General features: G+C 38.2%; 26 protein-coding genes and 1 tRNA gene. 10 read left to right on the top strand and 17 right to left on the bottom strand.

The window, feature by feature from the left end:
- Nucleotides 1-7 precede the first annotated feature (7 nt).
- Entirely contained in the window at nt 8-706 is a 699-nt protein-coding gene (locus WBF63_RS08055; RefSeq protein WP_424369197.1) for an OmpA family protein, read from the top strand.
- Between the two features lie 56 nt (nt 707-762).
- On the opposite strand, the gene WBF63_RS08050 is transcribed toward WBF63_RS08055, so the two are convergent.
- Together WBF63_RS08050 and WBF63_RS08045 are read right to left on the bottom strand one after the other, a co-directional pair.
- Nucleotides 763-836 (bottom strand) — tRNA-Ala (locus WBF63_RS08050).
- Between the two features lie 16 nt (nt 837-852).
- Nucleotides 853-1797, bottom strand: a complete 945-nt coding sequence (locus tag WBF63_RS08045) for a 2-hydroxyacid dehydrogenase (RefSeq protein ID WP_424369196.1) — start codon at nt 1795-1797, stop codon at nt 853-855.
- A gap of 92 nt (nt 1798-1889) precedes the next feature.
- Between WBF63_RS08045 and WBF63_RS08040 the strand changes: the two genes are divergently transcribed.
- From WBF63_RS08040 to WBF63_RS08030, 3 genes are read left to right on the top strand one after another with little or no spacing between them, the layout of a single operon-like run.
- Nucleotides 1890-2315, top strand: a complete 426-nt coding sequence (locus WBF63_RS08040; RefSeq protein ID WP_424369195.1) for a SufE family protein — start codon at nt 1890-1892, stop codon at nt 2313-2315.
- Nucleotides 2316-2318: 3 nt separating this feature from the next.
- Nucleotides 2319-4208, top strand: a complete 1890-nt coding sequence (locus WBF63_RS08035) for a monovalent cation:proton antiporter-2 (CPA2) family protein (protein ID WP_424369194.1) — start codon at nt 2319-2321, stop codon at nt 4206-4208.
- A complete protein-coding gene (locus WBF63_RS08030; protein WP_424369193.1) occupies nt 4198-5187 on the top strand; it encodes a glycosyltransferase family 9 protein in 990 nt (329 codons plus the stop codon). Before WBF63_RS08035 ends, WBF63_RS08030 begins: the two co-directional genes overlap by 11 nt.
- Here the strand turns inward: WBF63_RS08030 and WBF63_RS08025 are convergent, their stop codons facing one another.
- On the bottom strand, nt 5188-5859 hold the full coding sequence (locus tag WBF63_RS08025) for a LysE family translocator (RefSeq protein WP_424369192.1): 672 nt from the start codon (nt 5857-5859) through the stop codon (nt 5188-5190).
- A gap of 141 nt (nt 5860-6000) precedes the next feature.
- Here WBF63_RS08025 and vapB point away from each other — a divergent pair, with 141 nt between their 5' ends.
- Together vapB and WBF63_RS08015 are read left to right on the top strand one after the other, a co-directional pair.
- The gene (vapB, locus tag WBF63_RS08020) at nt 6001-6210 is read left to right on the top strand and encodes a type II toxin-antitoxin system VapB family antitoxin (RefSeq protein WP_424369191.1); all 210 of its coding nucleotides are present in this window, start codon (nt 6001-6003) and stop codon (nt 6208-6210) included.
- Nucleotides 6207-6599, top strand: coding sequence for a type II toxin-antitoxin system VapC family toxin (locus tag WBF63_RS08015; protein WP_424369190.1), 393 nt, complete (start codon nt 6207-6209; stop codon nt 6597-6599). Before vapB ends, WBF63_RS08015 begins: the two co-directional genes overlap by 4 nt.
- Here the strand turns inward: WBF63_RS08015 and rnr are convergent, their stop codons facing one another.
- Nucleotides 6600-8762: a ribonuclease R gene (rnr, locus tag WBF63_RS08010; protein ID WP_424369189.1), complete on the bottom strand. Its 2163-nt coding sequence runs from the start codon at nt 8760-8762 to the stop codon at nt 6600-6602. It lies immediately after the preceding gene.
- Between the two features lie 117 nt (nt 8763-8879).
- On the opposite strand from rnr, the gene WBF63_RS08005 reads away from it, so the two are divergent.
- Nucleotides 8880-9677, top strand: a complete 798-nt coding sequence (locus WBF63_RS08005) for a glycosyltransferase family 25 protein (RefSeq protein WP_424369188.1) — start codon at nt 8880-8882, stop codon at nt 9675-9677.
- A 1-nt stretch (nt 9678) separates the two neighbouring features.
- Here WBF63_RS08005 and rpiB read toward each other — a convergent pair whose 3' ends face one another.
- Nucleotides 9679-10107, bottom strand: a complete 429-nt coding sequence (gene rpiB / locus WBF63_RS08000) for a ribose 5-phosphate isomerase B (protein ID WP_424369187.1) — start codon at nt 10105-10107, stop codon at nt 9679-9681.
- A gap of 512 nt (nt 10108-10619) precedes the next feature.
- On the opposite strand from rpiB, the gene WBF63_RS07995 reads away from it, so the two are divergent.
- Nucleotides 10620-11810, top strand: coding sequence for a phosphoglycerate kinase (locus WBF63_RS07995; RefSeq protein WP_424369186.1), 1191 nt, complete (start codon nt 10620-10622; stop codon nt 11808-11810).
- Nucleotides 11811-11854: 44 nt separating this feature from the next.
- Here WBF63_RS07995 and gmk read toward each other — a convergent pair whose 3' ends face one another.
- The 4 genes from gmk to WBF63_RS07975 form a co-directional block, all read right to left on the bottom strand.
- Complete coding sequence (gene gmk, locus WBF63_RS07990) at nt 11855-12424, bottom strand: guanylate kinase (RefSeq protein WP_424369185.1); 570 nt, start codon at nt 12422-12424, stop codon at nt 11855-11857.
- A 105-nt stretch (nt 12425-12529) separates the two neighbouring features.
- Nucleotides 12530-13390 carry a YicC/YloC family endoribonuclease gene (locus WBF63_RS07985; RefSeq protein WP_424369184.1) on the bottom strand — a complete coding sequence of 287 codons (861 nt, stop codon included), beginning with the start codon at nt 13388-13390 and terminating at the stop codon, nt 12530-12532.
- A gap of 90 nt (nt 13391-13480) precedes the next feature.
- On the bottom strand, nt 13481-14707 hold the full coding sequence (hutI, locus tag WBF63_RS07980) for an imidazolonepropionase (protein WP_424369183.1): 1227 nt from the start codon (nt 14705-14707) through the stop codon (nt 13481-13483).
- A 94-nt stretch (nt 14708-14801) separates the two neighbouring features.
- Nucleotides 14802-15467, bottom strand: coding sequence for a YceI family protein (locus tag WBF63_RS07975; protein ID WP_424369182.1), 666 nt, complete (start codon nt 15465-15467; stop codon nt 14802-14804).
- A 114-nt stretch (nt 15468-15581) separates the two neighbouring features.
- Here WBF63_RS07975 and WBF63_RS07970 point away from each other — a divergent pair, with 114 nt between their 5' ends.
- Nucleotides 15582-16550, top strand: a complete 969-nt coding sequence (locus WBF63_RS07970) for an ABC transporter ATP-binding protein (RefSeq protein WP_424369181.1) — start codon at nt 15582-15584, stop codon at nt 16548-16550.
- A 36-nt stretch (nt 16551-16586) separates the two neighbouring features.
- Here WBF63_RS07970 and WBF63_RS07965 read toward each other — a convergent pair whose 3' ends face one another.
- From WBF63_RS07965 to WBF63_RS07945, 5 genes are all read right to left on the bottom strand, one after another.
- Nucleotides 16587-17291 (bottom strand): tRNA1(Val) (adenine(37)-N6)-methyltransferase, encoded by a 705-nt coding sequence (locus WBF63_RS07965; protein ID WP_424369180.1) that lies wholly within the window; start codon nt 17289-17291, stop codon nt 16587-16589.
- A complete protein-coding gene (locus WBF63_RS07960) occupies nt 17272-18720 on the bottom strand; it encodes an ATP-binding protein (protein WP_424369179.1) in 1449 nt (482 codons plus the stop codon). The genes WBF63_RS07965 and WBF63_RS07960 overlap by 20 nt, the downstream gene beginning before the upstream one ends.
- Before the next feature lie 3 nt (nt 18721-18723).
- Nucleotides 18724-19311 (bottom strand): riboflavin synthase, encoded by a 588-nt coding sequence (locus WBF63_RS07955; RefSeq protein WP_424369178.1) that lies wholly within the window; start codon nt 19309-19311, stop codon nt 18724-18726.
- An 8-nt stretch (nt 19312-19319) separates the two neighbouring features.
- Nucleotides 19320-20474, bottom strand: coding sequence for a M20/M25/M40 family metallo-hydrolase (locus WBF63_RS07950; RefSeq protein ID WP_424369177.1), 1155 nt, complete (start codon nt 20472-20474; stop codon nt 19320-19322).
- A gap of 95 nt (nt 20475-20569) precedes the next feature.
- Nucleotides 20570-20980, bottom strand: a complete 411-nt coding sequence (locus WBF63_RS07945) for a BrxA/BrxB family bacilliredoxin (RefSeq protein WP_424369176.1) — start codon at nt 20978-20980, stop codon at nt 20570-20572.
- A 99-nt stretch (nt 20981-21079) separates the two neighbouring features.
- Here WBF63_RS07945 and rnpA point away from each other — a divergent pair, with 99 nt between their 5' ends.
- Nucleotides 21080-21460, top strand: coding sequence for a ribonuclease P protein component (rnpA, locus tag WBF63_RS07940; RefSeq protein WP_424369175.1), 381 nt, complete (start codon nt 21080-21082; stop codon nt 21458-21460).
- Nucleotides 21461-21617: 157 nt separating this feature from the next.
- On the opposite strand, the gene WBF63_RS07935 is transcribed toward rnpA, so the two are convergent.
- The 3 genes from WBF63_RS07935 to WBF63_RS07925 form a co-directional block, all read right to left on the bottom strand.
- Nucleotides 21618-22217 carry a MarC family protein gene (locus WBF63_RS07935; RefSeq protein WP_424369174.1) on the bottom strand — a complete coding sequence of 200 codons (600 nt, stop codon included), beginning with the start codon at nt 22215-22217 and terminating at the stop codon, nt 21618-21620.
- A gap of 86 nt (nt 22218-22303) precedes the next feature.
- Nucleotides 22304-24055, bottom strand: a complete 1752-nt coding sequence (locus WBF63_RS07930) for a BatD family protein (protein WP_424369173.1) — start codon at nt 24053-24055, stop codon at nt 22304-22306.
- Entirely contained in the window at nt 24055-24876 is an 822-nt protein-coding gene (locus WBF63_RS07925) for a tetratricopeptide repeat protein (protein WP_424369172.1), read from the bottom strand. Before WBF63_RS07925 ends, WBF63_RS07930 begins: the two co-directional genes overlap by 1 nt.
- Between the last annotated feature and the right edge of the window lie 2 nt (nt 24877-24878).

Raw genomic sequence — 24878 nt, 5'->3', positions numbered from 1 at the left:
AAAAAATATGAAATCTTTTAAAAATAATTTGGCAATTCTTTCTATTTCTGCCGGGCTTTTTTTGTCAAGCTGTGAGGCCGTAAAAAACACCAACCATACACAAAGAGGAGCCGCTGTTGGAGCGACTTCCGGGGCTGTAATTGGTGGAGTGCTTGGAAACAATGTAGGAAGCGGTGACAATGCTGTATTAGGAGCCATTGCGGGTGCTGTAATCGGCGGTGTAGCCGGTGGTCTCATTGGTAGTAATATGGACAAGCAAGCGGAAAAAATTGAAAATACATTGCCCGGTGCTGAAGTTGTACGTACAGCCGAAGGAATTCAGGTTATTTTGGACGAACAGTCTGACGTTCGTTTTGAATATGATAAATCAGACCTTACAGCTCAGGCAAAATCAAACCTTGATAAATTGGTTGGTGTTTTCCAGGAATATCCTGACACCGACATTTTGGTGGTTGGGTATACAGACAGCAAAGGTTCTGACACCTACAACCAAGGTCTTTCCGAAAGACGCTCTGCATCTGTCGTATCCTATCTGAAGTCAAAGGGTATTGCAAGTTCACGTCTTTCATCAATTGGACAAGGAGAAAGCAATCCACGTGCAACTAATGATACCGACGCAGGTAGAGCTCAAAATCGTCGTGTGGAGTTTGCCATTACAGCAAATGATAAGATGATTAATGATGCCCAACAGCAAGCCGGACAATAACAAATTATGTATTAACGACAAAAGCCGTCTCGGATGATCTGAGACGGCTTTTTTTGTGGAGAAGATGGGGCTCGAACCCACGACCTTTAGACTGCCAGTCTAACGCTCTAGCCAACTGAGCTACATCCCCGTAATATTTTGCAAGTTTAACCATTTTTTTGCTTCCATGCCAAAATTTTATCCAAAATAACCTGTGCGAGCTTTTCCTTGCTTTGATGAGTCCATCCGGCAATGTGTGGAGCGAGAATAACTTTTTCGGATTCAATCAGATAGCGGAATTCTTCTGGTATTTCTTCCAATAGCAGATTTTCAAAAGAAGATTTCTCATACTCATGAACATCCAGGCAGGCTCCTTTCACTTTACCTGAAATCAAGGCTTCCGCCAAATCTTTTGTGACAACGGATTTTCCTCTTGCCGTATTGATTAAATAAAAAGAATTTCGAAAAGATGCTATGAAGTTTTTATCAACCATTCGGGTGGTTTCTGGCGTTTGGGGAGTGTGCAGACTTAAAATTTCGGTTTTCTCAAATAATTCATCCAATGAAACCTGCCGCGCATTTTCATCTCCTATATTTTCCAAAATATCATAACAAATCACTTCCACGCCAAATCCTTTCAACCTTTGTGCAAAAGCCTTTCCCATATTGCCATACCCAATGATTCCCACCGTTTTGCCCATCAATTCGTCACCCCGATTTTCTTCTCGTTTCCAGATTCCGTTTCGGACTTCGTTATCGGCAATTTTTAAACGATGTAGCAACATCAAAAGCATTCCGACCGCATGTTCCGCAACCGAATCCCGGTTTCCTTCAGGCGCATTGAACAAAACAATATTTTGTTCGGTTGCAAATTTTTCGTCCACATTTTCCAGTCCCGCACCAACTCTTCCTATGAATTTCAATTTCTTAGCTTGGGTGAGAAATTCTCTGTCCAACGGGAAGCGGCTTCTGATGATAATTCCCTCATAGTTAGAAATTATTTTTTCGATTTCTTCTTTTGGCGAATGGTAATTTTCATCCACCTGAAATCCTGCATCGCGCAGTCCGGAAATCAAAAGTTCGTGGTTGGTGTCAAGCGCTAAAATTTTCATGTCGGGGACAAATTCTGTTAGATAAATTCACACAAAATTATCAAATTCAACTCTTCAATCCATTTAATTTTCAAAATAATTACCTTTGTAAAATGACGATTGAAGAAATCCAAAACGAAATTATCGACGAGTTTTCCTTCTTTGAAAACTGGGAAGAACGATACGAATATTTAATTGAACTGGGAAAATCCCTGAAAGCTTTACCCGAAGAAAAAAAATCGGATGACAAAATAATAAAAGGCTGTCAATCAACAGTTTGGCTCGATGCTAAAATGGAGGCCGATACAATTGTTTTTGAAGCAGATAGCGATGCCATTTTGCCCAAAGGACTGGCAGCTTTGCTGGTTCGGATTTACAACAACCAAAAACCTGTGGATATTTTAAATTCTTCTACTGATTTCATTGAAGAAATCGGTTTACAGGAATTTTTATCGCCCACTCGCGCCAATGGTTTACTGGCCATGATCAAACAGTTTAAATTTTACGCCATCGCTTTTCAGGCAAAAAACAAAAACTAAAAGATGAGCGAAATTTCCCTCTTTCAGGCTTTTATCTATCTGCTCGCGGCTGTGCTCTGTGTTCCGATTGCCAAACGTCTGGGATTGGGATCTGTGCTGGGTTATCTGATTGCCGGTGTTCTGATTGGCCCTTTTGTTTTAGGGCCTGTACTGGGAACTTCCTCAGGAGATGAAGTAGAAGACATTATGCATGCGGCTGAATTTGGAGTAGTAATGATGCTCTTTCTAGTCGGATTGGAATTAAATCCAAAAGAATTCTGGAAAATGCGAAAGCGAATTGTAGGAATCGGAAGCATTCAGCTTTTCGGAACCCTACTCATTGTAGCGCCCATTTGTTTGCATTTCATTGGACTAAATTTCGGGGCTTCTGTAGCCATTGGAGCTGCGGTTGCGATGTCTTCCACGGCTATTATTTTACAAACACTTTCAGAAAAAGGTCTGACCAAAACCCCTTGTGGCCAATCGAGTTTTTCGGTTTTGGTTTTTCAGGATATTATGGTAATTCCGATTCTTGCTGTTTTACCCTTACTAGCCGTGAAATCTACAATCGTTACTTATGGCGATCATCACACTCTTTTGGACGGCGCGCCCGGATGGATGAAAACCCTGGCGATTATTTCTGCCATCGGACTGGTGTTTTTTGTGGGAAATTATATTGTAAATCCATTTTTCAAATACATTGCGCGACTGCAGGTTCGGGAATTGTTTACTTCTTTTGCGCTGATGCTGGTCATAGGCGTTTCGGTTCTGATGAACTATGTCGGATTAAGCCCGGCGCTTGGTGCCTTTATGGCCGGAATGACATTGGCCAACAGTGAATTTAAACACCAGCTGGAAAGTGATATTGAACCTTTCAAAGCTTTGCTTTTGGGTTTATTTTTCATCGCGGTGGGTTCCACTATAAACTTTCGTTTGATTGCCAATGAGCCTTTGACAATTGTGGCGCTTGTGATCGGAATTATGCTCATCAAAGGAATTGTATTGATGATTGCCGGATGGATTTTCAAATTAAAATTTAATCAGAATTTATTATTTGCGCTTCTACTTTCCCAAGTCGGTGAATTTGCCTTCGTAATTCTGAATATCAGTAATCAATTACAGTTAATACCGAAACATTGGGTAGATCTATTGCTCGCTACAACCGCAATTACAATGGCGGTAACACCGATTTTGCTGATTGTAAACGAAAAATGGATCGTGCCGCTGATGGGTATGAAACGAATAAAAGCCGGCGGATTTGAAGACGATCTCGAATATGATTTCGGGGATCTGACCGATAAGAAGGTTATCATTGCCGGATATGGGGATTTCGGGAATACGGTGGGCAGAATCATCAAATACAGCGGTTTTAATGCAACGGTTCTGGACAATGACAGTGAACGAGTGGAATTATTGCGAAAACTTGGTTATAATGTACATTTCGGAGATGCCACCAATCTGAATACGCTCAAAGCGGTAAAAGCAGACGAAGCGGATTTATTAATTGCGGCAATTGATCCGACCGAAGTGAATAAAAAATTAGTGGAATTAGTCCGACAAAACTTTCCGCATTTAAAGATTCTGATTCGTTCCAGAAATCGTTTTGATGCCTATGATTACCTCAACGCCGGCTATGACAAAGTATATCGAGAAACCTTTTATACAGCCATAGAAGTCGGTGTGGATGCGTTGGAAGAATTGGGCTGGAATCACGAAGATGCAATCCGCCAAGGCGAAATCTTTAAACTGGCAGACCGTGCTTCGCTTAAAAAACTTTCCAAACATACCCATAATATGGAGGAATATATTTCGGTTTCGCGTGAGGAAATTGAAAAAATAAGGCTAAAGTTAAAAGAAGGAATGAACTTACAAATGATTGTAAATAAAGAAGATAAAAATTCTGATGAGCGGTAAAAAAACAATTTTGGTCATGAGATTCAGCGCCTTGGGTGATGTGGCCATGACCGTTCCGGTCATTCGGGAGTTTCTGGAACAAAATCCCGATGTAGAAATCCTGTATTTATCAAGAAGAAAGTTTAAACCTTTGTTTGAAAATATCCCGAACTTAAGTTTTTATACCGCTGATTTCGACAATGAACACAAAGGTTTGGGCGGATTGTTTAAACTTGCAAAAGAATTGAAATCTTATGATTTTGATGCGATTGCAGATTTACACAATGTATTGAGAACCAAAATTTTGAGACAAATTATTTCTTCCAAGAAAAAGGCTTCGCTCAACAAAGGACGAAAAGAAAGAAAAGCGTTGATCCGAACAGAAAATAAAATCAGAAAGCCGATCAAACCAATGCCCGAGCGATATGCCGATGTATTCCGGAATTTGGGGTTTGTACTTGATTTATCAAATCGATTAACTGAAAATCCGGCAGAAAAAGAAAACGCAGTCGGAATTGCGCCTTTTGCGATGTATGAAGGCAAAATGTATCCGCTCGATAAAATACGCTCCGTTGCGCTAAAACTCGCTGAAAACGGCACACAAGTTTATTTGTTCGGTGGAAAAAACGAATCCGCTGAACTTGAAAGCTGGGAAAAATTAAATCGGAATATAAAATCAGTTGCTGGAAAATTTGATTTGCAAGAAGAATTGGAAATGATTCAAAACTTAAAACTAATGGTTTCGATGGATTCGGCCAATATGCATTTGGCTTCTCTTGTGGGCACGCGCGTGATTTCAATCTGGGGAAATACGCATCCTTTTATGGGATTTTTGGGTTATGGACAATCAATGGATGACGTGATTCAGGATGAAAATATGAAAGAAAGACCAACTTCTGTTTTTGGGAAAGAATCCAAAAAAGCAGAAAAAAAAGATTATTTTAAAACGATTTCTGTTGAAACTATTTTGGAGAAAATTGAGTCGGCAATGAAGGAATGATTATTCGTGCGAAACGCCTTTCTGAATCTGGTTTTCGATGCGTTGATCAATTTTATCAAAAGCACCAAATCCTTTCATGACCACAATTAACCCGAAAATCATCAGAATAAAACCTATGGTCTTTTTAAACCAGAAAATCCGACGAACCGTAAAGCTGTCTTTTACCTTTTGAGCCAGGAAAATTTTTCCGAGGTCAATGATGAAAAAAGTAGCTAAAACTATCCCCATATACAGCAGTGTGTCCTCTTCACGCGGATATTGGATTACGATGGTGCTTACGATGAAAAACCAAAAAACGATCACTCCGATGTTTAAAATATTGAGCAAAAAACCATTCATAAAGGTTTTGAAATAATTCCGGTTGACGAGATTCAGGTTGCGCATTTTAAAATTGGGCTTTGAAATAAACATAATCAGGCCATAGATTAAAATAAAAAATCCGCCAAAAATATAGATGGAAGGGTTATTTTGAATGGCAATCGCCAAATCTTTACTGCCGTAATAAGCGACCAGAATACATAAAATATCGGCTGTTATCACGCCTAAATTCAAAGTAATAGCTGCCTTCCAACCTCGTGAAACGCTTGTTTCCAGCAACATAAAAAAAACGGGCCCAATTAAAATCAAGCTCAAGAGAATCCCTATCAGTATGGCAGAAGTGACCAATTCCATAGAGCTTGCAAGTTAATAAGAATTATCCCAACAACTCAAAATCTAGTTGTTTGTTTCGGGCATACTCATTCAATTTTTAGTTAGATATTGATATAAATTCCTACTTTATTTAATAAATTTGTATTCTAACTATAATTAGTTGTGACTGATATTCAAATCTATACAAAATTATCAAACTTATCTTCGGCGATGAAACAGGAAGTGTCAGAATTTATCGATTATCTGAATTTTAAGTCCCGGAAAAAAAGTTCAATTTCTGAAAAACGAGTTGCAGGCAAAGCAAAAGGACTCATCAGAATGAAAGAAAACTTTGATGATCCAATTGACGGTTTCAATGATTATTTAAAATGAATTATCTAATTGATACACACGTAGTTTTATGGTTCATAACCAATGATGAAAAATTGCCAGATTCAATCAAAGAAATTATTGGAAATAAAGAAAATCAATGCTTTATCAGTATTGCGAGTTATTGGGAAATCGGGATAAAAACCTCAATAGGTCGATTGGAATTAAATGCTGATTTAGAAAGTATTTTCAAAATCATTGAAAATTCCGGTTTTGATGCGCTGCCCATTACACAACAACATATCTTAAAAAATTCCACTTTAAATTTCCATCATCAAGATCCTTTCGACAGGATTTTAATCGCTCAGGCTCTTTCGGAAGATTTAACAATTATCAGCAAAGACAATCTTTTCAAAAAATACGAAGTTTCACTGATTTGGGAAACCGATTAATTATCCCAACAACTCAAAATCCAACTGTTTGTTTCGCAAATCGGCTTTAGCAACACGAATCATCACTTTGTCTCCCAACTGATACGTAATTCCCGATTTTCTTCCGACAATTGAATAGTTTTTTTCATCGAAATAAAAAGAATCTGATTCCATATTTCGCAAGCGAACCATTCCTTCACAGCGGGTTTCGGGGATTTCAACAAAGATTCCGTATTCCTGAACGCCGGTTATAAAGCCGTAAAATTCTTCGCCTACAAATTGTTCCATGTATTTAACCTGCATGAATTTGATGGAATCTCTTTCTGCTTCCGTCGCCAACTTTTCACGTGCTGAACTGTGGATACATTTTTCTTCAACAGGTGCGGCGGCAGGCGATTTTCCACCGTCTAAATAATGTTGCAACAAACGGTGCGCCATCATATCGGGATAACGGCGAATAGGCGATGTGAAATGCGAATAATATTGAAAAGCCAGTCCATAATGTCCGACGTCATTTTCAGTTGAATATTTGGCTTTGGACATGGTTCTGACGGCAAGTGTTTCAATCAGATTTTCTTCCGGCTTTCCTTTCACATCTGCCAATAATTGGTTCATAGAACGGGTAACAGACAATCGGTCGCGCAAATCCAATGTATAACCAAATTGTTTGATAAACAGTTTCAAATCCTGTAATTTCTCGGGATCGGGATCGTCGTGAACGCGGTAAACAAAGGTATTATTATTGGGTTTTTTGTTTTTATCGGTCGAAACAAATTCAGATACTTTGCGATTGCACAAAAGCATGAATTCTTCAATCAAATGATTGGAATCTTTGCTGATTTTGAAATATGTTCCCACCGGATTATCGTTTTCATCCAGTTCAAATTTTACTTCGACTTTATCAAAAGTAATCGCTCCGGCTTTCATTCTGTCTTTTCGCAGAATTTTTGCCAGATTATCCAAAGTCAGAATTTCCTCTTTGAAATCTCCATCTGCTCCTTCTATGATTTCCTGTGCTTCTTCGTAAGTAAATCTACGATTGGAGTGAGTTGCAGTTCGGCCATACCATTCCTTTAAAACACGGGCTTTGTCATCCATTTCAAAAACAGCCGAAAAGGTGTATTTATCTTCATTTGGACGAAGCGAACAAGCCACATTACTCAGATTTTCCGGCAACATAGGCACCACTCTGTCCACCAGATAAACCGAAGTTGCACGGTTATAAGCCTCCTGTTCCAACAAAGTTCCCGGACGTACATAATGCGTTACATCTGCAATATGAACCCCGATTTCCCAATTTCCGTTTTCCAACTTCCGGATGGACAAAGCATCATCAAAATCCTTGGCATCTTTCGGGTCGATTGTAAAAGTCACCACATCGCGCATATCGCGCCGGTTTTGTCGGATTTCTTCTTCATCTATCGCAACATCCAGTTCTTGGGCTTCACGTTCTACTTCTTCAGGAAAATTAACTGGAAGATTATATTCCAGCAAAATCGCGTGCATTTCAACGCTTGTTTCATCGGGACGACCTAGAACTTCCACAATTTCTCCAAAAGGATTATCGGTATCCAAAGGCCAGTCTTTCAGTTCCACAACCACTTTATCACCGGTTTCGGCATTGTTGAATTTATCTTTCGGAATGTAAAAATCCACGTGCAACGAACGGTTGTCCATCACCACAAATCCAAATTTTCCTTTGGGACTTTTTTCAAAAATTCCGGTGTAAAGCGTTTTGAATCTTTTGACAACGTCAATTACTTCGCCTTCCGGCCGATGGTTTCCTTTCTTTTTGTTCGGATACAAATAAACCCTCACTACATCGCCTTGTAGTGCATTTTTCTTTTTGTTTTTCTGAATAAATACATCCTGTTCCAATCCATCTACGGTAACATAAGCCGAACCGCTTTGGGTGATGTCAATGGTTCCCATCAGATAGTGCTGATCTGCATTGACTTTGAATTTTCCACGATCCGATTCTTTGATTTTTTTATCGGCCAAAAGCGCCTGAAGATCTTTGATGAGAATTTCGCGGTCTATGATATTGGTTATTTTGAGTTCTGAAGCTATTTGTTTGTAGTTCAGTAATTTATTTGGATTTTTTAAAAGAACTTCAAGTATTTTCTGGTTGAATTTACCTGAAGTACTCCTTTTATTTTTTGAATTGAATTTTCTTTTTGACATCTACGTGAGATTATGTTTTAAATGTATAATTTGAAGAATCTCATCGAAAAGGACGTATGGGACCCTCAACAAAAATAAGTATAACTTAATTATATTTGCATTAATTAACTGCTAATTATGTCAAATACCTCTTACCAAACCTATTTAATCAATTTAGATAGAGCCACTGAACGTTTGGAAATGATGGAAAATGAATTTAATCGAATTCAACTTCCATTTATACGTATTTCTGCAGTTGATGCAAAAAATTTAGACAAAGAAAGTTTTCAAGTTAAAAACCGATATGACCGGGATCTGCTTCCCGGTGAAATTGGCTGTTTTTTAAGTCACGTCAAAACTTTAAAAACCTTTCTGGATTCTGACAAAGATTTTGCCGTTATCATCGAGGATGATGCAAAATTTGTGGATGATTTTGTTTCTGCCATTGAAAAAACTTTGAATGCTTATTCAGATTTGCCCGACAAACATCAATGGGACGTCTTAAAATTAATAAACAACAGAAGACGAAATATTTTTGTACAATCGGTTGATGAAAAATATTTTATTGGTGCTTGTGGGAAAAGCATACCCATTACAACTCTCGCAGCGATTTGGACTAGAAAAGGAGCCGAAAAATTCTTAAGGAAAGTAAATTCAGAAAAACCCATCATTCAACGTCCGATTGATTGCGAATTGCAACATCCATGGGAATATAATTTGTTGATTTATAATTTATTACCTACTACAGTTGCTAGTCAAGATCTTCCGACTCAGATAGTTAAATCTGATAATGTAGAACGCAAGGCTAAATTTTTACATCAAATCCGATATGAATTAAACAGATTTTTTCCAAAAATTTTCTATTATACCAATCAACACGGATTGGGCAAATATTGGGAGAGTTTCGTTGCAAAAAAGACTGAAAAAGTAAAATAAATTAACAAGGAATTTTTCCTACGCGTTTTTCGTGTCTGCCACCTTCAAATTCGGTATTCAGAAAGATTTCAATCATTTCCACCGCATATTCATACGCCACAAAACGAGCCGGAAGCGCAATTACATTGGCATTGTTATGCATTCGGGTTAACCGGGCAATGTCGGTATTCCAGCAAAGTGCCGAACGAACGCCTTTGTGTTTATTAGCCGTCATATTCACACCTTGACCACTTCCGCATAAAAGAATTCCGAAATCAACTTCTCCCTTTTCCACAGCTTCAGCAGTCGGATGAGCAAAATCTGGGAAATCAACAGAATCTGTTGAAAACGTTCCAAAATCCTGAATATCAATTCCTTTACCTGTTAAATACTTCACTAATTTCTCTTTGTAAAGTACTCCTGCATGGTCTGCTCCGATGGCTATTTTCATCCTATTAACAATTAAATTTTCTTAAATTCTTTAACTTATTATAAATCAATGTTTAGGTAATGTAAAATAAATGTTAATAAACTCCCCATTACTTTTAATTGATTTTTGCCTTTTAGGCTTGCTTTTTAAATTTCAATTTTTGCTTATAAATATTTCGATTCAAGTCAAGCAAAAGTTTTGATTTTGGCATACTTATTTTAAACATACTTATTGATAGTTTCACACCACCAATTTATCTAAAATTTAGGGTTTCAACAATCAACAAAATTTGTTGATAACCTCCTAAATCATTCATTCCAAAACAAAATTACGAATTAATAATTGTTAATCTTCTCTCCATAAAATAATTCCAACTTTAGTTATTCACATATTAACAGTGCATACATATACATAGGCTTTTCTTTTTTTTAAAATTTTAAAATAATATAATGATGTATATATAAATGTGGACAACTAAAAATGCTTTGGATTGAGATTTCTGCTATTTTTGCTCTCAACAAATTTAATTCCAAATGAAGACGATAGACGATTTCAATTTCTCAGGCAAAAAGACACTAATCCGTGTAGATTTCAACGTTCCACAAGACGAAAATTTCAAAGTGACTGACGATACCCGGATTCAGGCTGCTAAACCGACAATCGATAAAATTTTGAATGATGGTGGGTCCGCTATTTTAATGACGCATTTAGGTCGTCCAAAAAACGGATTTGAAGATAAGTTTTCTTTGAAACACATTGCGGCGAAAGTTTCAGAAGTTTTAGGTGTGAATGTAATTTCTGCCGAAGATGTAATCGGGGATGATGCAAAGAAAAAAGCGACAAATTTAAAACCGGGCGAAGTACTTTTATTGGAAAATGTTCGTTTTCATCCGGAAGAAGAAAAAGGTGATAAAGAATTTGCTGAAAAACTTTCAAAATTGGGAGATATTTATGTGAATGATGCTTTTGGAACTGCACACAGAGCACACGCTTCCACGGCAATTATAGCTCAGTTTTTTCCAAATGCTAAATGTTTCGGTTATTTGATGAAACAGGAGCTGGAAGCCATTGACAAAGTGCTAAAAACAGGTGATGGACCAGTAACTGCTGTTTTGGGTGGTGCAAAAGTTTCTTCAAAAATCACGATTATTGACAATATTCTGCCTGCAATTGACAATCTGATCATCGGTGGAGGAATGACTTATACTTTTATCAAAGCTCAAGGTGGAGACATCGGGAAATCTTTGGTGGAGGATGATAAATTGGATTTGGCACTCGATATTTTGAAAGCTTGTGACGACCACGATGTGAATATTTATTTGCCGTTGGATAACGTTATTGCCGATAATTTCAGTAATGATGCCAACCGGAAAGTTGTGCCGGTAAATGAAATTCCCGACGGCTGGATGGGTATGGATACAGGACCGGAAACCAACAAGGAATTTGCAGAAGTCATCCAAAGTTCAAAAACCATTTTGTGGAACGGACCTTTAGGCGTTTTTGAAATGCCGAATTTTGCAAAAGGAACAATCGCATTAGGCGAGGCCATTGCTGAAGCTACTAAAAAAGGGGCTTTTTCGCTCGTTGGTGGTGGTGATTCCGTTGCTTTTGTGAAACAGTATGGTTACGACGAAAAAGTAAGTTATGTTTCCACCGGTGGAGGTGCCATGCTGGAAAGTCTCGAAGGAAAAGAATTGCCCGGGGTTGCTGCAGTGATGAATTAGGATTTTATTTCAGCCTTGTTAGGGTTTCAAATCCTAACAAGGCTTTACTTTTTTAAAAAAGAAATTACCAAATCCGCAATTTCTTTTTGACTTTCCTCCAAATCATTATTCACGATTATTTTGTCAAATTCAGGTGCTAAAAGCAGTTCTTTTTCGGCTTTTTTAACCCGCATCTGGAGTTTTTCTTCGCTTTCGGTATTTCGGTTGCGAAGGCGGTTTTCCAATTCTTCCACCGAAGGTGGCATAATGAAAATAGACAGAGAATTTTCAGGATAAATTTTCTTCAGATTGATTCCACCAATGACATCAATGTCAAAAATCACCGATTTTCCTTTGTCCCAAATTCGTTGGATTTCAGATTTCAAAGTTCCGTAAAAACTTCCGGCATAGACTTCTTCAAATTCCGCAAATTCCTGATTATCAATTTTTTGTTTGAATTCTTCAGTTGAAATAAAATAATAATCTTGGCCGTGAATTTCATTGGGTCGCGGATTTCTGGTCGCACAGGAAACAGAAAATTCGATGGAATCAAGATTTTCGAGTAAATGTTTAACCAAAGTGGTTTTTCCTGCGCCTGAAGGAGCCGAAACGATGATGAGTTTGCCTGAATTCATCCGGCAAAAATCGTGAATTATTATGTTGAATCCAATTAAATTAAAAAACCTCCAAGGTTATTATTCAATACGAAAATAAACCTTGGAGGTTGAAATAATACTTTTTTACAAAATATTCAAAACCTGTTCTTTTACTTTTTCGAGTTCGTCTTTCATCTGAACTACGATTTTTTGCATTTCGGAATGATTGGATTTTGAACCCAAAGTATTGATTTCGCGACCGATTTCCTGGCAGATAAAACCCAACTTTTTACCTTCTGATTCATTGGATTTCAGATTTTCCAGAAAATAATCACAATGGTTTTTCAACCGGACTTTTTCTTCCGTAATGTCCAGTTTTTCAAGATAATAGATCAATTCCTGTTCAAATCGGTTCTGGTCATATTCAGAGCTTAATTCTTCAAGGTTTTTGGTAAATCTATCTTTTAAAGTTTGAATTCTTTCTTTCTCAAACGGCTCGACTTGGACCAATAATTCTTTTATTTTTTCAATTCTTTGGATGAAATCCTGTTCGAGAACTTTACCTTCTGCTTTTCGGAATTCATTTAAATTCTGAATGGCTTCATTCAGAAGTTTTACGAAAATATTCCATTCCTCTTCGTCGAGCTCTTTGCAGGTAAAAGCCATGACGTCTGGCAATCGCATCACGATGGCAAGAAGTTCAGGATCAGTAGCTTCAGGGACGATTACCTTGAATTCGTTAATATAAGCTTTGATGATTTCGGGGTTGATTTGCTGTGCTTTATTGTCAGCAGTCGCTTCGGTATTCACAGTAAAATCAACTTTTCCACGTTGAAGTTTTTCAGAAAGAATTTTGCGGATGTCAAGTTCTTTTTCCTTGTAAAGAAAAGGCAAGCGAGTGTTTAGGTCTAAAGATTTGCTGTTTAGGGAACGGATTTCAATCGTGATTTTCTTATCAGAACATTCAGCGACTGCTTTACCGTATCCGGTCATGGATTGAATCATAAAAAATACTTGATTTGGGTCAAAAGTAATGAATTTATTGTTCTTTGGAATTTAATCTCTATAAAATGCAAATATCAAATCATTATAATTTTATGATATTCTTGTTCCCTTTTTCCAAACTCCATTAGGTTTCAATTGCCCCTGATAATAAATAATATCCCGGAAATCATCGGTTGGGAAAGAAACAAAATCCGCTAATTTTCCGATTTCCAAACTTCCTCTGTCGGTAAATCCTAATGCTTTTGCTGCGCGAAATGTAATGCCGCTTAGAACTTCCGCCATCGATAACTTTTCAAAAGTCGCTAAGATGGATGCCTGTGTCAATAAATCGCCCATTGGTGCCGAACCGGGATTCCAATCCGAAGCAATCGATAAAGAAGCGCCTGCATCTAGTAATTTTCGAGCAGGCGTGTATTGCATTCCCAAACCTATGGACGCGCCGGGCAAAGCTGTGGCCACTACATCACTCTGAGAAAGAACTTTGATTTCATTCTCACCTGAAAACTCCAAATGATCGGCACTTAAAGCACCAAATTCTGCTGCTAAATGACTCCCGCCCGGCGTAAACTGATCCGCATGAATGGTGATTTCAAATCCGTTTTCTTTGGCTTTTTGTAGATAAATTCTGCTGTCTTCTACCGAAAATGCAGATTGTTCGGTAAAAATATCAATCCGATTGGTGAGATTTTCTTCTTTCAGAATGGGAAAAACTTCATTGACCAATAATTCTAAATATTCAGAATTTGAACCATCAAAATCACGTGGTTTCATGTGCGCACCCAAAAAAGTCGGAACGATTTCCGCCTTGGAATTATTTTTAACTTGATTAATGGCGCGGAGCATTTTTAATTCATCTTCGATGGAAAGTCCGTAGCCGCTTTTAATTTCGATGGTTGTAATTCCGTTTTCGAGTAATTTCTGAGCGTTTTCAAAGGTGGATTTATAGAGATTTTCTTGCGTTTCTTTACGGGTATTGGTCACGGTGCTCCAAATTCCGCCACCGCTTTCGGCGATTTCCAGATAGGTTTTTCCGTTTAGTCGCATCGCAAAATCACGCGAACGTTTTCCACCAAAACAGATGTGCGTATGACTGTCCACAAATCCGGGAATTAGTACATTTTTTCCTTCGATTTCTTCCAAATGCGCATTGGGAAATTCCTTTTTCAAATCTTCAAAGTTCCCCGTTTGCAGAATCTTTCCGTTTTCGGTCAGGATTCCGGCGTTGTTGATGATTTCAAGTTGTTCGTCTTTGACAGCGCCTTTGAGTGCAATTCCTGCCAATGTGATGATTTGTGAAAAAGGACCTATAAGTTTCATCGATTCAAAAAATTAATTGGGTTTAAAGTTAAGCCTTTTGGGAAAAAGAAAAAGCCCTGAAACTTCAGGGCTTTAGAGAAATTATGATCAAAAATTATTGATTTTTGTCGGCAGTTACATCAACCTGCAACATTACATCGTCTTTGATGATAGAATCACCACCACCTTTGTAAACGATTCCAAAGTCCTGACGGTTGATTTTAAATTCTTCAGATTTGATGGTTACTTTGTCACCTTCCTGATTAACATTTGCTTTGAAAGTGATATTTTTTGGAGTACCTCTGAAATCAAGGTTTCCAGAAATTTCTGTGTTATAATCTCCTTCTGTTAAAGCATTTACCGCAGTAATTTCAAAAGTTGCTTCCGGGAATTTTTCCACGTGCAAGAAGTCTTCAGATTTCAAATGACCATCCAATTTCGCTTTTGTATCGGGATCATCGTTCAGGTCAGCGCTTTCAAAACTTGTCTGATCTACGATGAATTTACCAGCTTCAAGAACGCCACCTTTTACAGTCACTTCTCCTGATTTCAATTTAACTGCACCATAGTGTCCTTCTTCAGGTTTTGAAGTGTCCTGGAAGATTTTTCCTGCTTTCCAAGCAACAGAACTAACGGCAGTGTTAACTGCGTAAGATTCTGATTCGGCAGAAGCAGTTGCTGCATCCTGAGCTTCAGTAGCTTCTACAGTGTCTTTATTTCCTCCACAAGAAACAAAGAATACCATTCCCATAAGAGATAATCCTAAAAATACTTTTTTCATCTTTTTTAAAATTTTAGGCAAACATAATGCAAAAACTTTGCCCAAAGAATTGATTTATGATAAGGAATCATAATTTTCAGAGAAATCTTGGTAATATTGTATAGATTTTATTTAATGTTAAGTGTAAACAAACTAAATTTTGGTTTTTCTTCTGATAAATTGACGGTTCAAAATCTGAATTTTGAGGTTCAGAAAGGAGAATTTGTTTCTGTTTTGGGCGAAAGCGGAAGTGGAAAATCAACATTGCTCAAATTGATTTACGGACTGGAAGATTTGGATTCGGGCGAAATTATTTTTGAAAAGGGAAAAGTTACCGGACCTAAATTTAATCTGATTCCCGGTCATTCCGATATGAAGTTTGTGCCACAGGAATTTGATTTGCTCGATTATGTAACCGTAGCTGAAAATGTGGGAAAATACCTTAGCAATTTTAATTTACCAGCCAAAAACGAAACCATTGAACAGGCTTTGAATGTTGTAGGATTGTCGGAATTTAAAGACGAATTCCCGACAAAACTCAGCGGCGGACAAAGACAAAGGGTTTCAATTGCACGTGCGATTGCCGCTCGACCTAAACTTCTTTTATTGGATGAACCTTATTCACACCTCGATCAGCCGTTGAAATTTGAAATCAGAAAAAGCATCCATAACTGGGCAAAAAAATCGGGTTGCACGGTCATATTAACTACGCACGATATTCAGGATGCGCTGGCTTATTCCGATCAGATTATTATTTTAAAAGAAGGAAAAATTATCCAGAAAGATAATCCGGTAGCGCTTCGAAATCGTCCTGTAAATGAATATGTTGCCAGTCTGCTTGGCGAATATTCAATCCTGAATATCGATGAAATGAGAAAATTATTTCAGATTGAAATTCTTTCGGGTACAAAAGCAATGATTTATCCGGAAGAGGTTTCGGAATCGGAGGAAGGAACTGATTTTCACGTCATTGATATCCGATATCAGGGTCGGGATTATCTGATTGAAGCCGTAAACGGAGAAGTTCATTTGAAGTATTATTCCGATTCTGAACCGATAAAAGAGAAAGTTAGACTCCTACTTGATAATTGGAGATTTATTTAGTAACCACCCAGAATTAAAAGGTTTGAAGAAGTCTGATTACATCTTCAGATAAAAATCCTTCGTCAAAGAAATATATTCCGGTGTATAAATATTTCTGGAAATTTCAATTATTAATTCTTGAGTCGAAATTTTCGATTCTTTCTTTGAAAATAGTAGCAAAGAACGCTTAAAATACGAGGTTTCATTGCCTTTTACGTTGGTGATTTTTTCCGGAAACAAACCTTTCTGAACCGCCAGTTCTACGAAATAATCTTTGGATTCAAAAGGGATGATGACCGCCAATTTTCCATTGTTTGATAAAAGTTCCGCAGAATGGGAAATCAGTTCGGGAAAGCTAAGTTCAGCTTGTTGTCTTGCGGTATTTCTTGAAGAATTTTCCTTATGTGTCAATTCAAAAAATGGCGGATTGCTGACGATTAAGTCAAATTTTTCCTTCGAAATAAAATGCTGAAGCGAACTATGCACAGCTGAAATTCGTGCATTAAACGGACTTTCTTCGAAATTATATTTAGCTTCTTCAAACGAATCCTTATCGATTTCGATGGCTTTGATTTGAGCATCGGTAAAGCGTTGAGCTAGCATCAAACTAATCAATCCCGTACCGGTTCCAATATCCAGAATATTTATCGGGTTTTCAGTTTCCACCCATGCGCCGAGTAAAACGCCATCGGTTCCGATTTTCATTGCTGATTTTTCCTGTTTTATGGAAAAATCCTTGAATTTAAAAATGGCTTTTGACATAAGGAATTTTGATGATGAACTCCGTTCCACGATCTTCTTCACTCTGGTAGCGGATTTCGCCATGATAATCTTCGATAATCTTTTTGACCATCGCCAATCCAAGCCCCATTCCGCCAGTGGTAGTGGTAAATTTGGGTTCGAATATTTTATCGCCCAGATTGGGTGGAATCCCTACGCCGTTATCTGAAATCCGGATGACCATTTGGTCTTTCATTTTTTGAAGAATTACGTGAATTTCGGGTGTTCTATCGTGTGGAATGGCTTGAATTGCGTTCTTTACAAGGTTTGTAATAATGCGGATCATATAAATCCGGTCGAAATGGATTTTGAATTCTTTGACGGAAGAATCAAAAAGAATGCTATTTTCGGGGAAGATTTCCAAGGCTGTTTCGATGGTAGCAACGGCATCGACCTCTTCGTCTTTCCTGATGGGCATTCGTGCAAAATCGGAAAAAGCTTCTGCAATGGCCGACATTGTATCGATTTGGGTAACCAAAGTATCGGAAAGATCTTTTAATTTTTCCTTGGCTTCGGGGTCATTTGCATCATATTTGCGAACATAATTCTGAATCATCATCCGCATAGGTGTCAGCGGATTTTTGATTTCATGCGCGACCTGTTTGGCCATTTCGCGCCAGGCTTCTTCTCGTTCAGTCAGAGCCAATAAATTGGATTGATGGTTTAGTTTTTCCAGCATTTCATTGTAAGAATCCACCAATGGACGAAGTTCGTCTTTGCCTTGATAATCAATTGGTTTATTGTGAATTACTACATCGGTCTGTTTAATTTTTGCCGCAATCAGGTCGATTTTTTTGGTAATTTGTTTGGCCATAAACCAAGAAAGGAATCCACCTGCAATCAGTACAAAAAGCATCACACCGGCAAAACGATTCAGAAGCGAATACATATTTTCCCGAAAAAAAGAATTGTCAGATTTATAGGGTAAATTGATAATTGCAACCGGTTCGCCTTTGAAGTTGGTAATGTAACGATAAGTGGTGAGAAAGGTTTTTCCATCGCCAACATTGACAGGCAATTCCAAGTATTCAAGATTGCGGGAAAGACTGTCCAGAACGCGTTGGGGCAATACGCGTGTAGAAATATCGGCCGCTTCGGTAGTCAGCATCAGATTACCGCGTACGTCAAAAACATTGATGTCGGTTTTGTGTACATCTGCAATGCCGAGGATTACATTTTCAAGTACGTCATAAATATTTTGGTCGGTGGCGAGATTGGGATAACGGTCTAGTTCATAGTCAATTGCATCTATGACTTGTCGTTCTTTGTTTTTCAGTAAGTCTTCTGCAAAAATTTTGTTTTGTTCGCGAAAACTATAATTAGTTACAATTAATACGGAAACCGATGAGAATAGTATAACTAAAAACATCGCAGCAAAAATCCTTTGTGATAATTTGAGCCTGTCAAACATATTTTATCGATTCATCAATCGCTGAATATATTTCCCAATGATATCGAATTCTAAATTTACAATATCTCCGGGATTCAGTGTATGCAAATTTGTATTTTCCCATGTATAAGGAATGATGGCGACGGAAAACTCACCGATTTGAGAATCAACCACGGTAAGACTGATGCCATTTACGCAAATCGAACCTTTTGGAACAGTAACATTTCCAGTAGAATTTTCATCGTATTCAAAACTCAGAATATAACTTCCGTTTTCATTTAGAACCGATTTTAGAACCGCCGTTTGGTCCACATGTCCCTGCACGATATGTCCGTCCAGACGGTCATTCAGTCGCATACATCTTTCTAGGTTTATTTTATCGTTCAATGAGATTTGTCCTAAATTGGTTTTTTTTAGGGTTTCGTCAATAGCGGTGACTTTATAGGCTTTGCCACTGATTTCAACAACGGTCAGGCAAACTCCGTTGTGAGAGATACTTTGATCGATTTTTAATTCGTCTGTAAAATCACATTCCAGCCAAAGATGAAGATTTGTTCCTTCTTTTTCCAGATTTACCACAGTGGCCATACTTTCAACTATACCCGTAAACAAAGCAGAATTTATTTATGTTGAACAATAATTTTTTGATTCGAAACCGATTTCCCGTCCAAAATATTTAGAATATAGATACCATCAGGCATTTTGGAAGTATCGATATGGAATTCATTATCAGAAAAAACATCCTGAAAAATGATTTTGCCCGAGAGGTCATTCAGTTGAATTTGTTTTTCTCCTGAACGCAATGTTTTAACAGTTAAAATTTTATCAACCGGATTTGGAAAAGTGATTACCGAACCAGAATTCTGATCATCCGTTTCCATTACATTAAATGCTTGTGCGAAATGACAGAGTGCGCCCATTGTTCCTTTGGCAACCTGATGAATAAAGTCAAAATCAACGTTGGCCACTGTGTCCTGAGAGGAATGTGGATAAGGCGATTCATTGAATTCATAAAGTCCGGTTATGACAAAACCTTCTTCCTGAAAAGGAACGTAATCCGAGCCATAGGCATAGCTCAGATTGATATCCAAATCGGAATATAGTTCCATACAAGTCATCAACTGATTGGTGAAATCGGCAGATTGGGAATTATTGTAATTTGGGGAAGATTCATCGCGTTCACAAGTAATCGTGTCATTGATATCACCCGCGATTCCACCTACCTGGTCAATGTTAAAAACGAGTCTAATGTCCAAATTTTGAGGAATGACAATGTCTTCTACGTATTGATAACTTCCGATCAGTCCCCATTCTTCCGCGGTGAAATGAATGAATTTTATCGAATATTCGGTGTTAATATCTTTTAAAATTCTAGCCATTTCGAGGATAATTGCGGTTCCGCTTCCGTTGTCATTTGCGCCCGGACCGTTGATGGTATCGTAATGTCCGTCGATGATGATGTAGGTGTCGGGATAAACGCTTCCTGTTTTGGTAACAATCAGATTATAGCCTGTTTGTCCCCATTGGTTTACTTCATGTTGCTCAATATTTGTATAACCCCAGGATTGATATAATCCAACCATCCAGTTCAGCGCATTTGTGGCGGCGCTGGAGCCCAATTGTTTTTCGCCAAAATTGGCAAAATCGGTCAGATTTTCTTCAATATTTTCGTAATTAACCTGATCTACAAGGCTTTGGTGAAAATCATTGTGTGTTTGTGCATTTATTTTCAGAGAAAAAATTAGTCCGAAAATAAATATGTATGTTAGTTTCATTTGAAATCAAATAGGCGATAAAAGTACGATAATTTAAAAAAACAACCCTTTAAAACGAGATTTAAAGGGTTATAAGATTTATTTGAAGTCAGTGACTAAACAAATTCTTCATAAGCCTCTTTGAGGTTGGCTGCAATGGCTTCTGCAGAATGACCTTCGATGTGGTGACGCTCCAACATGTGCACCAACTCACCATTTTTGAACAAGGCAACGGCAGGAGAACTTGGCGGGAACGGCATCAGGTATTCGCGAACGCGTTTTACGGCGTCAATGTCAAATCCTGCAAATACAGTCGTAAGGTTATCGGGTGCTTTATCGCCGGTAAGTGACATAAGCACTCCGGGGCGGGCAGCACCGGCGGCACAACCGCAAACGCTGTTTACCATCACAAGTGTTGTTCCTTCTTTTTTCATGGCTTCGTCAACTTTCTCAACAGTTGTCAGGTCTTCAAAACCATTCATCGTCAACTGTTCTTTCATGGGTATTACAATATCTTCCGGATACATTTCTATACTTTTTTAAAATTTACACAAAATTACGCATTCTTTCTATATTTCCCCGAATGGATTACCTTTGAATTAATTATAGGCTCATAATCTGAATTGATGAAACTTAAACTAGGGAAGGAAAAGCGGCTGAAAAGCCGAAAAAGCATCGACCGACTTTTTTTGTCGGGTAGAAGAATTCAGAAATTTCCACTGAAAGCCGTTTATAATATTGATAGCAATTCTGCTCCTGAATTTCGGGTAGCGGTAAGCGTTCCCAAAAAATTATTCAAAAAAGCAGTTCAGCGAAACTTGCTGAAACGCAGAATGAGAGAAGCTTTCAGACAAAACCAACATAAACTTCAATTAAATGGAAACCTGGAAATCATGTTTATTTATTCGACAAACGAAATTCATGATTTTCAAAAAATCGAGAGTGCTATGCTCGCTTTGATCGGTTCTCTAAATTCGATTTCAATCGATAATAATTCAGAAAAATAAAACATAAAATCAGACCACAAATTCCGGCACCAAGCCCGATGATAAAGGGACGATTCTCTGCATGAAGCAGGCTCAATCCATAGTCCATGGAAATTAGATTATAAATAAATGATCCGAGTATGATCACGAGAGAGATATAGACAAATGTTTTCATTTTTTAAAAGCTTTGAACGAATAATGCACCGATGTTGGAAACAAATAGTTTGACGGCAATTGACAATAAAATTACTCCAAACACCTTTTTCAATACCGACATGATGCCCGGTCCGAGGAGTTTTTCCAGTCGTCCCGCATTTCGCAGTACCAAATATACGATAATCATATTCAGAATGATGGCAATGATGATGTTTACGTCGCCAAATTCTGCTCGAAGTGTAAGAACGGTGGTAAGCGAACCTGCTCCGGCAATCAGCGGGAAAGCAATGGGTACGATGGAGGCAGATTCGGGAGAAGTATCGCGGTGAATTTGGATACCCAGAATCAATTCGAGTGCAATAACAAAAATAACAAATGCACCTGCCACTGCAAAGGACTCGACATCAATTCCTATGAACGTAAGGATTTTGGTTCCGAAAAACAGAAAGGAAATCATGATGAGTCCGGCTACGAGTGTTGCTTTTTCTGACTCGATGAATCCCACGCGGCTACGGATGCTTACCAAAATCGGCAAACTACCCAGAATATCAATTACCGCAAATAGAACGGCAAAACAGGTTCCGATTTCTTTTATAGATACTTTTGCGAAAAAATCTGTCATGACACCGAAATTTTTTTGCAAAGGTATAACCTATGGTTTGATTTGACTTAATGGGTAAAGAATTATATCCTTAAATTAAATTGAACTCACTTTAAAAAAGCTTTCCAAACATTTTCGGTTTCCTTGTATTTTGTCATCAGGTTTTTTTCATCAGTTCCAAAAGCATATTTGGATTGTTTACATTCCAAAATCAAAGATTTCCATTCCAGCGCAAGGCTCCCATAAGAAGCCTGAAGTTTTTGATCCACAATATTTTCTGTAAAATCAGATAAATTGGTCTGGCTGAAGTGCATCCCGATCTGGGTTAAAATTTCTTCTTGTAATGACAAAAATGCTGACTTATCCTGCTTTTGAGCCAAAGATTTCAGATTGTTGAGTTTATTGTTGATGGAGGTTTTAAACTGCGATTTCAGTTGTTTATCTGTAGGCGGTGTCGATTCTTTCGGTTTGTCTTTCTTTTTTCTGAACCAAAACAGCATTCCACCTAGAATGGCAGCCATTGCCACAATTACCCAAATCCAATTATTTTCTTTTGAAACTGTTTCCACTACTTTGTCTTTTACTTCCGTAATTCGCTGAGGTGCAATTATTTTGGTCAGAGTAGAAGAATCACTGCGAATATGATCAGAAAGCTCATCTTTTCCGGCAAGCGTATCATTTTTAGGTGGTTCCGGTCCGTCCACCGAAAGTTCAAATGCTTTGGTCTGAAGCGTGATATATTTTTCTTTTGTCGGATCGAAATAATTAAACAAAATCGGCCCGATTTTATATTCGCCGCCATAGTGCGGAACCAAAACGTGGTTTTCTACCACGGCACCTTTCATCCCCGAAGGACGCACTTCAATGGCGTCTTTCTTTTTGGGCGCAAAACTTTCAATATGTTCAGGTATGGGAATTTCGGGCGTTTTCAGGGTATTGAGATTTCCCGAACCCACAATTTCCACTTCCAGATTTACTGCTTCATTTGCTTTGACCTCTTTTTTGGAAAGCGAAGCATTTAATTTATAATTTCCCACTGCTCCGCTGAAATTATCGGGTTTTCCTGAGGGAAGTCCGCGTACTTTCATGGAAACAGGATCAGAAGTGAGCTGAACATTTTCTGCTCCGTAATATCCTGAAATCAAAACATTTATGGAAAAAGGATCGATTTCGATTTCGCCTTGCTTTTGCGGAAACAAAACATAGCGTGCCAATACTTTCTGAATAAAAGTTACGCCATTTACCAGCACCTGTTTCTCGTCGTCATCCAGCTTTTCGCTCACATATTTGGCGACCATATTATTGAAATCGGGTTCCTGGTAATTTCTAAGGCGGTGTAGAATCGAATAATCTCTTGCGTATAATTTTACGGTCAGAACTACTTCCTGATTCAGGAAAGGATTTTCCTCCGAAACTTCAGCCGTCAGAAATGCACCCTGTAATCTTTGTCCAGGAGGCGTAACGGGTTTCAGTCCTTTTTTTACCGAAATTTTAATCGGATTGGTTCGGTATCGTTTTCCGTCAATGGTAACGGTGGCGGCACCGATGGTAAATTCTCCTTCCTGATCGGCTACCAGCATTACTTCAATTCCTGACTGATTGATGACGTTTCCGTTGATGAACTGAAAACTGTTGATTTTGGATTCTCCTAACTGATGGAGTTTTCCGAAATCAGGTAAGCTCAAGGGTTTATCGACAGAAAGATTCTCCTGTCCATAAGTCAGAACAAATTGAACCACAAAACGTTCATTTACGGAAACTTCGGTTTTGCTGGCTTGGGCTTTGAATGTAACTTCCTGTCCCCACAAAAAATTCGCGGAGCAAATAACAAAAATCAACAAGAGATTATTCTTCAACATTACCAGTCTTTTTCCGTATTTACCCTTTGTTTTTGCGCTTTCTGACTTATTATTTTTTTCAGTGTTTCCTGTTCCTGCTTTCGCAGAGCTTCCAGCAAACCTTCTTGCCTTTCAGTATTCATCGGTCTTTGCGATTCGGTTCCTTCGCCTTGGGAGCCTTTGGTTATTTGCTGTCCTTGTGGTGTGTCACCTTCGCCTTTTTCCTCACCATTTTCACCGCCCTGCTGGTTTCCGCTTTGATTCTGCGGATTTTGCTCTCCGTCGTTCTGTTCTTCTCCTCCTTCTTTTTGGTCGGAATTTTCCTGAGAATCCTCTTGATTTTCACCGGAGTTTCCATCTTTATCCTGATTCTGCTGATCCTGATTTTCCTTTTCTTCTTGTTGTTTTTCCAAAAGTTTTCGGGCTAATGCATAATTATAACGGGTTTCATCGTCATAAGGATTCAATTTGAGTGCTTCTTTCAGACTGGCAACTGCCTTTTCCGGGTCGTTTTCGTCCAGATAGGTTTTTCCGATGTTGTGATAGGCCTTGTGTTTATCCAATTTAGTTGCTTTTCTGTCCTGAATCACACGGTCATAATGCACCCGGGATTCGTCCAGACGTTTTTGCTGATAAAGCGCATTGCCCAGATTATAATTAGCTTTTAGAGAATTGGAATCTTCTGAAAGTGCAATTTTATATTTGGCTTCGGCCTTGGCAAAATCTCCCTGAAGATAACTTTGATTTCCGCTGATGATGTAGTCTTTCGCCTCCGATTTCTGAGCAGAAACGAAGAGGGAAAGGTTCAGCAAAATTAAAATAGTCAGTATATGTTTAAGCATAG

The organism is Moheibacter sp., assembly GCF_049672845.1.
In the GTDB taxonomy this organism is placed as follows: Bacteria; Bacteroidota; Bacteroidia; order Flavobacteriales; family Weeksellaceae; genus Moheibacter.
Note: the sequence above shows the minus strand (reverse complement) of the source record. Positions and strands in the feature narration are given on the sequence as shown.